This window comes from Hydrogenophaga electricum (assembly GCF_030160815.1).
Lineage (GTDB): Bacteria > Pseudomonadota > Gammaproteobacteria > Burkholderiales > Burkholderiaceae_C > Hydrogenophaga > Hydrogenophaga electricum.
In genome coordinates this window covers 1-12160 of sequence record NZ_BSPB01000075.1, presented here as the reverse complement: position 1 = coordinate 12160, position 12160 = coordinate 1, and the positions used below count along the sequence as shown (strand labels likewise).

Below are 12160 nucleotides of genomic sequence, written 5' to 3'. Positions count from 1 at the left end.
GCCCAGGCCCAGGCGGCGGAGCCGGCGCGCGAGCAGCCCGCTGCAGGGCTGCATGCTGGCGCGCTCGACCACTGCGCGCTGTGCGGCCTGTCGCTGGACCGCTGCCTGCCCGATGAAACGCCCACGCTCGGCCTGCCGGCCGGGCTGCTGATGCGCCTGTCGCGGGCGCCACCGGCCGAGCCGGTGATACCGGCCCCCACCGGGCCGCTGCCTGCCCGGGGTCCTCCAGCCTGAACCGCTCGGTGAGGCGGCGCTGGTGCGCCGCCGGGGGCAGACCCGGTCGGGCCTGCCTGTCTTCCGGCCTTTCAGGAGCAGGACATGTCTTCTCTTTCGTCTTCTTCGTCGGCGGTGCTCGTGTGCCCCGCCTCCCAATCCGTGTTCGCCAGCGGCGAGCGCGGGCCGCTCTGGCGTGTGGTCAGCGGCGAAATCCGTATCGATCGCGTGATCGGCCACACCCGGCAACTGGTGCAGGTCGCCCTGGCTGGTGACCTGGTGGGCATCGAAGCCCTGTGCGACCAGGCCTACCGCTACAGCGCCACCGCGCTGACCCCGGCGCGGCTCGCTTCTGTGCGTTTTGACAGCGATGCCGAACGCGACACCCTGCTGCGCCAGGCGCTCATGCAGCAGCAGACGCGTTGCCAGGACATGGCCGCCTTGCGCACCGGGCCGGTTCCGCAGCGGCTGGTGCACCTGCTGCAACTGCTGGGCCATGCCTGGCGGCAGGCCCAGGGCGACGACGCCGAGGCGCGCGCGCTGTCTGACCACATCCGCGAGGCGCTGCCTGCCCTGCGCGAAGTGGCCCAGGTGGTGGACGCCAAACACGAAACCGTCTGCCGCGCACTGGCGCGCCTGCTGCCGCCGCGCAGCCGCAAGCCCGGGCCGCCTGCCACCCAGACGCCGGCGCTGCGCTGGTTCGCCAGCGCCAACGACGCGTCCGCCCCGGCATGGCAGGCCGCGGCGGCCTGAACCTCTTTTTTCCATCTGTCGACAGGTCTGAGGAGACAAACATGACACCCCATCCCGCCCAGGCCGAACGGGCCGCCGCCCCGCGCCAACCCGCGCTGGGCCGATTCCACGCCCTGGCCTGGCGCTGGCATTTTTACGCCGGCCTGTACGTGGTGCCTTTTCTGCTGATGCTAGCCGTGACCGGGCTGGTGATGGTGTTTTTCACCGGTTTCCAGACCCGGTTGGGCATGAAGATCGTGGTCAGCCCGCAGGCGCAGACCGTGCCGGTGAGCACGCAGGCCGAGGCCGCGTTGGCGCAGTGGCCGCAAGGGCAGTTGCGCAGCTACCTGGCGCCCAAGACCGCCACCGCGCCCAGTTGGTTTGACGTGGGGGTGGATGGCCGCACCGAATCGGTGGCTGTGGACCCGTACACCGCCAGCGTGATCCGTGTCGTGAACAAGGAAGACACCGTCTTCGCCTGGGCCGAGAAGATCCATGGCACGCTGCTGATTGGCGACGTGGGCGATCGCCTGATCGAAATCGCCGCCGGCCTGGGCATCGTGCTGATTCTCACCGGGCTGTACATGGCCTGGCCGCGCACCCCCGGGGGCTGGCGCCAGCTGTTCTGGTCCGGTTGGGCGCAGCGGGGTCGCGCGGCCTGGAAGGCCTGGCATGTGAGCGTGGGGGCCTGGATCGGCGTGATCCTGCTCGGCTTCCTGCTCAGCGGGCTGGCCTGGTCGGGCGTGTGGGGCAACCAGTTCGTGCAGCCCTGGGGCAGTTTCCCGGCCACCAAGTGGGACAACGTGCCGCTGTCCGACGCCACCCACGCCAGCCTCTCGGCCAACGGCCTCAAGGAAGTGCCCTGGGGGCTGGAGCAGACGCCGCTGCCCGTGTCCGGTTCGCAGGCCGGCGCCCCCGGCATTCCGTCCGGCCAGCCGGTCAACCTCGACGCCGTGGCCGACTTCGCGCGCCGCAGCGGCTTCAGCGGGCAGTTCCGCATCGCCGTGCCGCAAAGCGAGAGCGGCGTCTACACCGTCAGCGCCGACAGCATGAGCGGCGACCTGAGCAACCCCACCCACGACCGCTATCTGCACATCGACCGCTACAGCGGCCAGGTGCTGGCCGAGGCCGCGTTTGCCGACTACTCGCCCATGGCCAAGGCCATGGCCGTGGGCATTGCGCTGCACCAGGGCGACATGGGGCTGTGGAGTGCGGTGCTCAACGTGGTGTTCTGTCTGGCGGTGGTGTTCCTGTGCGTCAGCGGCATCGTCATGTGGTGGAAGCGCCGTCCCGCTGGCGCCGGCCGTCTGGTGGCCCCCGGCGTGCCCGCCCGCGCCGCGCGCTGGAAGACCGGGGCGCTGGTGATGCTGGTCACGGCGGTGCTGTTCCCGCTGTCCGGCGCCGTGCTGCTGGGCGTGCTGCTGCTCGACTGGCTGGTGATCTCGCGTCTGCCAGCGCTCAAGACCGCGCTGAGCTGACCGGCCGCGCATTCAAGGAGTTTTTCATGCAACGACGAATGGTCTGGAGCGCCGCCGTGGCGCTGTCCCTGGGAGCGCTGGGGGTCGTGGCCCATGCGCACGACTTCAAGGCCGGTGCACTGCGCATCGATCACCCCTATGCCACCCCCACACGGCCGGGTCTGAACACCGGCGCGGTGTATTTCCGCGGCATCAGGAACACCGGTCGCACGCCCGACCGGCTGCTGTCGGCCACCACGCCCGCTGCCGAACGTGTGGAGATCCACCGGATGCAGATGGACGGAGACGTGATGCGCATGCGGGCACAACCCGCGCTCGATCTGCCGGCCCAGACCACCGTGTCGCTGCGGCACGGCGATGCCCAGGGGGTTCACCTCATGTTGCTGAACCTGAAGTCACCTTTGCGGGACGGAGACCGCTTCCCCGTGACGCTGGTGTTCGAACACGCCGGCACGCACACCGTCACGGTTTGGGTCCAGACACCCCGTGCAGAGAAGCCCGGGGCCCTTGCCCCCCACGCGCACTGACGCCGTTTTTGTTCCTTTCAGACATTTTGGAGATCGTGATGCACCGTCCGTTTTTACTGGCCACCTCCCTTGCTCTCTCGGCCCTGCTGGCAGCATGCGCCTCGGCGCCGACAGCGAGCGGGACGCAGCCCGTGACGTTGAACTTTGCGGCCGAAGTCCTGGGTCAGCCCTTCCAGTGCGGCCAGCGCTATACCGGTATCGGCAGCACCGGTTCGACCGTCACCCCTTCGGACTTCCGTTTCTACGTCAGCGAAGTCCATCTGCTCACGGCCGGCGGTGAGGCGGTGCCCGTGCAACTGGCCCAGGACGGTGTCTGGCAGTTCCAGAACGTGGCGTTGCTCGACTTCGAGAACGGCGCGGGCGTGTGCCGCAATGGCACCACGGGCATGAACACCCAGGTGCGGGGCACGGTACCGGCCGGCAGCTACACCGGTGTGCGTTTCACGCTGGGGGTGCCTTTCGCGCTCAACCATGGCGACCCGACGGTGGCCCCCTCGCCGCTGAACAGCACGGCGATGTTCTGGAACTGGCAGGGTGGTTACAAGTTCCTGAAGTTCGACACCACCTCCAGCGGCCTGTCCCCGGAGAAGCCGGGCGCTGCAGGCCCGCAGGGCCCGACCACGCGTTATTCGGTGCACCTGGGCAGCACCGTGTGCGCTGCCGCCAGCCGCACCAGCGCGCCCAGCGCCTGCCAGAACCCCAACCGCGTGGTGGTTGCGTTCCCGGACTTCGATCCGGGCCGCCACACCGTGGTGGCCGATATCGGCCGCGTTCTCGCTCAGGCCAATGTGGACGTCAACGCTCCCCAGACCTCACCGGGCTGCATGAGCTTTCCGGGCGATGCCGATTGCCCGCCCGTGATGGGGGCGCTGGGCCTGCCTTTCGACGGTCAACCCGCTGCGGGGCTCCAGCAACTGTTCAGCCGCCGCTGATCGCGGGCGCATTCCCGCTCCGAGTGTTCGTGCCTTTTCCAAGAAACCCCATGACGATCTTTCGATACACCCCCTGTGCCCTGGCACTGGCTTCCTGCAGCATGGCCGCGTGGGCCGAGGCCCCCCCGGTCGAACTCGAGACCGTGGTGGTCGTGGCCAACAAGCAGCGCGAGAGCGTGGAGCGCACAGCGGCCTCGGTCAGTGCCGCCGATGCCGGACAGATCGAGGACTGGCAGGCGACCACCCTGCACCCGGTGCTGCGTGCGATGCCCAATGTCGAGCTGGGCGGCGGGCCGCGCGCCGACGGTCTGGTTCCCACCATCCGGGGGGCTTCGGGCGCATCGATCACCCTGTTGCTCGACGGCGCGCGGCAGAACGATCTGCAGTCGCCCGCGATGAAGTCGCCGCTGTATGCGGATCCGTACTTCCTGCGCCAGGTGGAGGTGCTGCGGGGCGCGGCCTCGGCGCTGTACGGCACGGGCGGCAACGGCGGCGTGCTGGCGCTGACCACCCTGTCGGCCCGCGATCTGCTGACCGATGGACACAGCGTGGGCGGCGGGGTCCGGCTGGGCCATGCCAGTGCCGACGGCGCCAACCGGGTGAATGCCCGGGTCTACGGCGGCAATGACCGCGTGGACGCCTTGCTGGCCGTGGGGCGGCACAGCTGGGGGAAGATCCGCCAGGCGCGGGGTACCTACATCGACCCGAACGACGGCGACGCTGACACGGGCCTGCTCAAGCTGGGGGTCCAGCCGGTGTCGCAGGCACGGCTGGAACTGTCGCACCAGTTCTACAACAGCGACAACCTGGCTCCCAACAACCCGCAGGTGGGGGTCTACCGGAAAGTGACCGACACCGCGTCCATTCCCTATCTGCAGCCGACCCACATCCGGCAGCACAACACTGTCCTCAAGGGGCATTGGGAACCGGAAGATCCGGCGACCGGCCTGCAGGCCGAGGCCAGCGTGTACCGCTCGGAGCTGGACAGCCGTCTCGACGCTTTCGGCACCGACCCGCGCTACCAGAATGCGCCCATTGCCAATCGCCAGTGGACGGTCACCACCACAGACGGTGCCCACTTCCATCTGGCCCGGGCGTGGGGGGCGCACCGGCTCTCTGTGGGGGGCGACCACTACCGGGACGCGCTCGACTCGGCCTCGGGCACCGCCACGCTGGCGGTCAATCCGGTGAACCCTGCGGGCATCCGCGAAGGCACGGGCTTGTACGGGCAGGCCCAGTGGGCGCTGGCACCCCGGTGGACCTTCACATCCATCGTGCGCCATGATCGCTTCCAGGCGCGGCAGCAGCAGGGTACGGTTGCGGCGCGCTCGGCCAGCCGGCTGTCGCCCAAAGCCACGCTCGCCTGGGCGTCGGACGACGGATGGCTTCTGTACGGCAGCTATGGCGAAGGCTTCCGCGCACCGGCGGTCAACGAGCTGTACCAGCGCAGCACGTTCGGCACCTTCACCTGGTTCTTGCCCAACACCGATCTGCGGCCCGAAGTGGACCGGACCGCCGAACTCGGCGCCAAATTCCTGCGGCGGGATCTGTGGTCGGCAGGGGATCGGCTCTCGGTGCGCGCGGCGGTGTTCGACTCGCGCGTCCGGGACCTCATCACCAGCGTCAACCTGGGCAACATTCCTGGTCAGACGGCCTGCGCAGCCACGGGCCTGGGTTGTCGCTACCAGTACCAGAACATGCCCCATGCACGGCGCCAGGGTGCGGAAGTCGAACTCGCCTACCGCCAGGGACTGTGGCAGTACCAGGCGGGCTACGGGCGCGTTCGTGTGACCGATCCGGATGCCGGGCAGAACCTGTTTGCGCCCCCCGACAAACTCGTATTTCAGGTTCAGCGGCAGTGGCCCGCTCACAACCTGAGCGTGTCGTGGAACAGCACTCTCGTGGCGGCGCAGGATCGCGACAGCACGGTCCTGCGCCGCCGGAATGGCTACAGCCTGCACGACGTGTTCGTGAGCCGCACCTTCGCGGACGATCGCTACCGCGTGGACGTGGGCATCACCAACCTGTTCGACAAGGCCTGGGTGGCTTACCAGTCGGGCAATGCCTACGCCAACACCTTCCAGGAAGGGCGCAGCTTCAAGGTGGCCTTCCATGCGACGTTCTGACGGTGCCCGGTGGTTTCGCCGGGGCCTGTTCGGACTGACCGTGGCCGGGGCCTGGCTGCTGCTTTCGGGCAGCACGCGCGAGGTGTTCGTGTGGGACCTGCCCGCGTGGGTACCGCCTCCGGTGGTGCCGGCCGACAACCCGATGACGCCGGCCAAGGTTGCGTTGGGGCGGCACCTGTTCTACGACCAGCGCCTCTCGGCCGATGGCACGCAGGCCTGCGCCAGCTGTCATCACCAGGACAAGGCCTTCACCGATGGCCTTGCCGTGGCCACCGGCGTGACGGGTGTCACCGGCACGCGCAGCGCCATGGCGCTGGGCAACGTGGCTTACATGCCCACCCTGACCTGGGCCAATCCGCAGCTCACCTCGCTGGAAGTCCAGGCCCTGGTGCCGCTGTTCGGCGAGCACCCGGTGGAGATGGGGCTGGCGGGCCAGGAGCACGCACTGTTCGAGCGCCTGCGTGCCGACGCCACCTACCAGCGGCTGTTTGCCCAAGCCTTTCCGGACGAGGCCCGGCAGGGCCCTGCGGTGCTGTACACACTCTCGACCCTGACCAAGGCGATCGCGGCCTTCCAGCGCACGCTGCTGTCGTTCGACAGCCCCTACGACCTCTACCGCTATGGCGGCCAGCCCGATGCCATCAGCGTCGCGGCCCGCCGGGGCGAGGCCCTGTTTTTCGGCGAGAAGATGGAGTGCTACCACTGTCACGGGGGCTTCAACTTCAACGACAACGTGCTGCACGCAAGGCTGCCGTTCGCTGAAAAAGGCTTTCACAACACGGGGCTCTACGACGTGGACGGCCGTGGCGCCTACCCGGCCGACAACCCTGGCGTGGTCGAGTTCACCGGCGATCCTGCCGACACCGGCCGGTTCCGCACACCCAGCCTGCGCAATGTGGCAGTCACGGCGCCCTACATGCACGACGGTTCGGTGGCCACGCTGGCCGCGGTCATCCGCGAGCACTACGCCGTGGCTGGCCGCGCCGCACACACCCGGGGTCGGCCCAATCCCATGCGCAGCGAACTGGTGGCCGGCTTCGACGTGAGCGACGCCGAGGTGGCCGACCTGGTGGCCTTTCTCGAATCGCTGACCGATGCGCGGTTTCTGACCCGTCCCGAATTGAGCGACCCGTGGCCACGCCCGGCTTCTGCAAGCGGCTCGTCGCCACCCTGATTGACCACCAACCGAGGAGATGATTTTGATGAACACCCCGAAACGCCCCACCGCCAGGACCGTCGTTGCCCTGGCCTGCGCCGCCGCGGCGGCCCCGCTTGCACAAGCCCAGTCTGCACCCGCGTTGCCGGTGCTGCCGACGGTGGTCGTGACTGGCGTCCCCGAGAGCTACCAGGCGCCAGTCAGCGACACCGCTACCCGCACCGACACGCCATCGCTGCAAACCGCCCAGAGCATCCAGGTCGTGCCCCGCGCGGTCATCGACGACCAGAACGCGCTGACGCTCACCGACGCCGTGCGCAACGTTTCCGGTGTGCAGCACGACTTCGGCTTCAACGGCTCCCTGCAGCCGCTGCTCATCCTGCGCGGCTTCCCCACGACATCCATGACGGCCATGAGCTCCATGTCTGGCAGCTCCGGTTACTACCTGGACGGCACCAAGGTCATGGGCGTGCCCATCAACATGGCCAACGTGCAGGCGATCGAGGTGATCAAGGGGCCCACCAGCGTGCTCTACGGTCGTGCCGAGCCGGGCGGGCTGGTCAACGTGGTCACCAAGCCCATCGCTGCCGTTCCCGAATGGGGTTTCGAGCAGACCATCGGTCAGCGCGGTCTCTCGCGCACCCTGATCGAAGCGGCCGGCGCACTCAACACCGACGCGACCCTGCGGGGCCGGGTGGCCGTGTCCCACTACACCACCGACTCGATCCGCGACTTCGTCGAGGATCGCCTGAGCAGCTTCACCGGCGGCCTGGCCTGGGTGCCCAACGCACGCACCAGCGTCACCGCCACGCTGGACCATTCCGACAACCGCTACCGCACCGACTACGGCATTCCCGCCGTGGGCGACCGGCCTGCCGACCTGCCCTGGTCGCGCCAGTACAACGACTCGCCCTACCTCTCCAGCGCGAAGACCACGAGCTTCAAGCTCGATGCCTCGCACCAGTTCAACGACACGTGGCAGCTCAAGGGCCGGTTGCTGAGCCTGAACAGCGACACCGCCGAAATGGACATCGCCACCTACCGCGCGGACCTCGGCATGGGCATGCTGCCCGGCCAGACCTGCCCTGGCACGGGTGACCCGCTGTGCCGTTACTACTTCGGCGTGCGCCCTGATGGCCGCTACCAGGTGGATCAGTTCAACGCGGACCTGACCGGCAAGTTCCAGACCGGCGGCGTTGGCCACACCGTGCTGATGGGTTTCGACACCTACCGCACGAAGAAGACCGGCACCACCTACATGCAGCAGATCTCGTCGGTGGACGTCTACAACCCCGTGCTGGGCAACACACCGGGGCTGGACCCGATGATGGCCATGCCGCAGGACTACGACGACCACAACCGCTGGACCAGCTTCTACGTGCAGGACCAGCTCGCGCTGGGCCATGGCGTGTTCCTGACCGGCGCTCTGCGCCACGACCGCACCAACGCAGTGTTCGGTATGCCGGGCACCGAACCCAACAAGCAATCCTTCACCACGCCGCGCCTGGGCGCCGTGTGGCAGTTCGCCCCCAACCAGTCCGTGTACGCCCAGTACCAGGATGCGGTGGCTGCCAACAACGGCCGCGACACCGTCACCGGCGCAGCCCTGGCCGCCGAGCGTGGCCGCCAGGTCGAGGTCGGCCACAAGATCGAGCTTTTCGACGGCAGGCTCAATTCCACGGTCGCCCTGTTCCAGTTGACCAAGCGCAACCGCGGCGCCTCGGTGCTCGATCCGCGCTCGCCCACCGGCACCAATGTGGTCACCATTGGCGAGGCGGTCGCGCGCGGCCTGGAGTGGGACATCTCGGGCCAGGTGACCTCGAAGCTGTCGCTGATCGGTTCCTACGCCTACACCGACACCGAAATCACCCGGGACCCGACCTACCAGGGCATGAAGCTGGCCAACGTGGCTCGGCACGCCGCGAGCCTGTGGGCGCGCTACGCCATCGACAGCCAGTGGGCGGTGGGGGGCGGCGTGTTCGCGCAGAGCGCGCGGCCTGGGGATTCCGGCAACACCTTCCGGATGCCGGGCTACGCCCGCGTCGATGCCATGGTGGCCTACCGCTTTGCGCTGGGTGCCAGCAAGGCGTCCCTGCAGTTCAACCTGGACAACGTTTTCAACCGCAAGTACTACGCCAGCAGCCACCAGTTCCTGCAGGACTGGATCAAGCTGGGCAACCCGCGCACCGCCAAGCTCACGCTGCGCGTGGACTACTGAGGCGCGACCATGAGCACCGTTGAACGGCGTGGTTTCCTGCGCGCCGCCGCTGCCGCACTGGCCGCCTCGCCATGGCTGGCCCATGGCGCGGAAGCGCCGCCGGGGCAGGCGCCGGCCCCGCACGACATGAGCCACCTGCCCGCCTCCTGGACCGGCCAGGAGCAGATCGGCATGCTGCTCTACCCGGGCATGACCGCGCTGGACTTCGTAGGCCCTCAGCACATGTTCGCCGGGTTGATGGGGGCCACGGTGCACCAGGTCGCCAAGACCCTGGCGCCGGTGGAGAGCGACACCCAACTCGTGTTCTCGCCCACCGTCACGCTGGACCAATGCCCCCGCGATCTGGACATCCTGTTCGTGCCCGGCGGGGGAGCGGGCACCGTGGCGGCCATGCAGGACGCGCAGACCTTGGCATTTCTGGCCGAGCGCGGCAGCCGCGCCAAACTGGTGAGCAGCGTCTGCACCGGCTCGCTCTTGCTGGGTGCGGCCGGTCTGCTGCGCGGCTATCAGGCGACAACGCACTGGGCAACACACGCGCTGCTGGCCGACGTCGGCGCCACGCCGGTCCACGCGCGCGTGGTCCACGACCGCAACCGCATCACCGGCGCCGGTGTGAGCGCGGGCCTGGACCTGGGCCTGGCCATCGTCGCCATGCTGCGCGACACCGCCTACGCACAGACCATGCAGTTGCTGGCCGAGTACGCGCCCGAGCCACCGTTCAACGCGGGCACACCGCACACCGCGCCGCCGGCCGTCACCGCCATGGTCTCGGACATGTTCAAGGACTTCACGCCGCAGGTCCGCGCGGCCCTGGCGCAGGCCCAGGGCACCCGGCCCGCCGTCGACCGATGAATCCCCGGATGCGGCCGAACACCCTGACGCAACGCTTCGGAACGCCGGGGGTGATGCGCGGCCTGGGCATCGCCGCGCTGGCCGGTGCGCTGGCCCTGTGCGGCTGCGGAGAACAGCCCGCGCCGCATCGTCCGCCACCGCCGATCGAGCGGCTGTCGGTAGATGATGCGACGCCAAAGGTGCCACTGCCGCAGGAGATCACCCCCGAGAACCATGCCTGGGTCATGGACGCGATCCTGGGCAAGCCCAAGCACCCGATCCGCCAGATCGGCATCCTGGTCTACGACGGCGTCAACGACCTGGATTTCATGGGGCCACGCTACATCCTGGGCCAGGCCGGCGCCACCACACGGCTGATCGGCGTGAAGCCGGGGCCGATCAAGACCGTGATGGGGGTGCAGGTCATCCCCGACACGGTGATCGATGAGGTGAAGCAGCTCGACATCCTGATCATTCCCGGCGGCTTCACCGGCACCATCGAGGCGGCCTACGACCCGCGGGTGCTCGACTGGATCCGTGCCATCGACCGGGGTACCACCTACACCGGCGCCATCTGCACCGGCGTGTGGATTCTCGGCGCCACCGGTTTGCTCGAGGGCAGGCGCGCCTCCACCAACTGGTACCGCGAAGAAGAGTTTCTCCAGAAGTACAAGGCCATCCCGGCCCACGAGCGCTACACGGTCAACGGCAAGTACTGGACCTCGGCCGGCGTCACCGCCGGCATGGACATGTCGCTGGCGTTGCTCAACGACAACTGGGGCCAGCGCTACACCCAGGGCGTGATGCTCGACATGGAGTACGACCCCGCACCACCCGTGACGGGTGGGACGCCCGAAAAAACCCCTTGGCTGGTGCGCTGGATGCTCACGGCCATGTACGACGCGGGCGTCAACCCCTTGGTCGAACGGTTGGAGCGGGCGCGTGCATCCGCGAAGCGTTGACCGGTGCAGGATCCGCCGGGCTTTTCGCTACAGTCCGGAAAGCGGTCTGCGACGGGCGTGCAGGCCTTCGCAACCAGAAAGGGCTTGATGGTGTTCAGTCGGCGCAACGCGGTGGTGTTGCTGGTGGTGCTGCTGCACGGGGGGGTGCTCTGGGCGCTGCAGACCGGCCTGCTGCACCGGGCGGCCGAGGTGGTGGTGCCGGTGCAGGTACTGGCCCAGTTGATGGAGTCACCGCCTGCGCCAGCGGTCGCTCCGCCACCAGCGTCCCGGCCTCTGCCGCAGGCACCTCCAGCGGCGCCGGCCCGCCCGCGCCCGGTGCCTGCGCCGCCTGCACCCGTGCCCGCAACGTCCTTGCCACCCGTGCCGGCCGATGCCGAGCCGGACCGCGCACCGCGGGTGGCGCCCGTGCCCCCGTCTGCGGCCAATCCCGCCTCCGCCTCCGCCGTGGTGGTGGCCCCGCCGGCCACCTCAGCCCCCACACCGGCGCCTGCAACGCCCGCCGCACCCCAGGTGGTGCTGCCTTCCAGCGATGCCCGCTACCTGTACCGGCCCCTGCCGGTCTACCCGCGGCTGTCCGAACGGCGCATGGAGCACGGCACCGTGGTGCTGAAGGTGTGGGTGCGCGCCGACGGCTCGGTCGACCAGGTGGAGGTCGAGACCTCCAGCGGCTTTCCCCGGCTGGACCGGGCGGCGCTGGACGTGGTGCCGCGATGGACCTTCGTGCCCGGCACCGTGAACGGGGTGCCGCAGCGCCTGCCCGTGCTGGTGCCGGTGCGTTTCGATGCCCCTCAGTGAGCCGGTCGCCACGGCCCGGATGCCCTTTTAGCAAGGATCGCCATGAACCCCTCTTTCGCCTCCTCCGGCCTGGCCCACGTGTGGACCCAGGGCGATGCCGTCACGCGCTGCGTGGCCGCCGTGCTGCTGATCATGTCGCTGACCACCTGGGTCATCATCCTGCTCAAGGTGCTGGACCAGCGTGCCCAGC

At 68.9% G+C, this 12160-nt stretch carries 10 protein-coding genes and 1 pseudogene; all 11 read left to right on the top strand.

Translation table 11 applies throughout. The features are described from left to right. A pseudogene (locus QQK43_RS21460) lies at positions 1-234 on the top strand (hypothetical protein); the annotation flags it as partial. A gap of 84 nt (positions 235-318) precedes the next feature. After that, a complete protein-coding gene (locus QQK43_RS21455; RefSeq protein WP_234265529.1) occupies positions 319-966 on the top strand; it encodes a Crp/Fnr family transcriptional regulator in 648 nt (215 codons plus the stop codon). Positions 967-1007: 41 nt separating this feature from the next. After that, on the top strand, positions 1008-2423 hold the full coding sequence (locus QQK43_RS21450) for a PepSY-associated TM helix domain-containing protein (protein WP_284309399.1): 1416 nt from the start codon (positions 1008-1010) through the stop codon (positions 2421-2423). Between the two features lie 26 nt (positions 2424-2449). Beyond that, positions 2450-2950 (top strand): copper chaperone PCu(A)C, encoded by a 501-nt coding sequence (locus tag QQK43_RS21445; RefSeq protein WP_234265527.1) that lies wholly within the window; start codon positions 2450-2452, stop codon positions 2948-2950. Positions 2951-3081: 131 nt separating this feature from the next. After that, positions 3082-3882 carry an MbnP family copper-binding protein gene (locus QQK43_RS21440; RefSeq protein ID WP_284309398.1) on the top strand — a complete coding sequence of 267 codons (801 nt, stop codon included), beginning with the start codon at positions 3082-3084 and terminating at the stop codon, positions 3880-3882. 50 nt (positions 3883-3932) lie between these two features. Next, on the top strand, positions 3933-6008 hold the full coding sequence (locus QQK43_RS21435; RefSeq protein WP_284309397.1) for a TonB-dependent receptor domain-containing protein: 2076 nt from the start codon (positions 3933-3935) through the stop codon (positions 6006-6008). Then, positions 5995-7182, top strand: coding sequence for a methanobactin export MATE transporter MbnM (locus tag QQK43_RS21430; RefSeq protein ID WP_284309396.1), 1188 nt, complete (start codon positions 5995-5997; stop codon positions 7180-7182). Before QQK43_RS21435 ends, QQK43_RS21430 begins: the two co-directional genes overlap by 14 nt. A gap of 28 nt (positions 7183-7210) precedes the next feature. After that, positions 7211-9382, top strand: coding sequence for a TonB-dependent siderophore receptor (locus tag QQK43_RS21425; protein ID WP_284309395.1), 2172 nt, complete (start codon positions 7211-7213; stop codon positions 9380-9382). 9 nt (positions 9383-9391) lie between these two features. Continuing rightward, positions 9392-10234, top strand: a complete 843-nt coding sequence (locus tag QQK43_RS21420; protein ID WP_284309394.1) for a DJ-1/PfpI family protein — start codon at positions 9392-9394, stop codon at positions 10232-10234. Between the two features lie 8 nt (positions 10235-10242). Further along, positions 10243-11175: a DJ-1/PfpI family protein gene (locus tag QQK43_RS21415; RefSeq protein ID WP_284309393.1), complete on the top strand. Its 933-nt coding sequence runs from the start codon at positions 10243-10245 to the stop codon at positions 11173-11175. An 87-nt stretch (positions 11176-11262) separates the two neighbouring features. Continuing rightward, positions 11263-11970, top strand: coding sequence for an energy transducer TonB (locus tag QQK43_RS21410; protein WP_284309392.1), 708 nt, complete (start codon positions 11263-11265; stop codon positions 11968-11970). Positions 11971-12160: the final 190 nt, after the last annotated feature.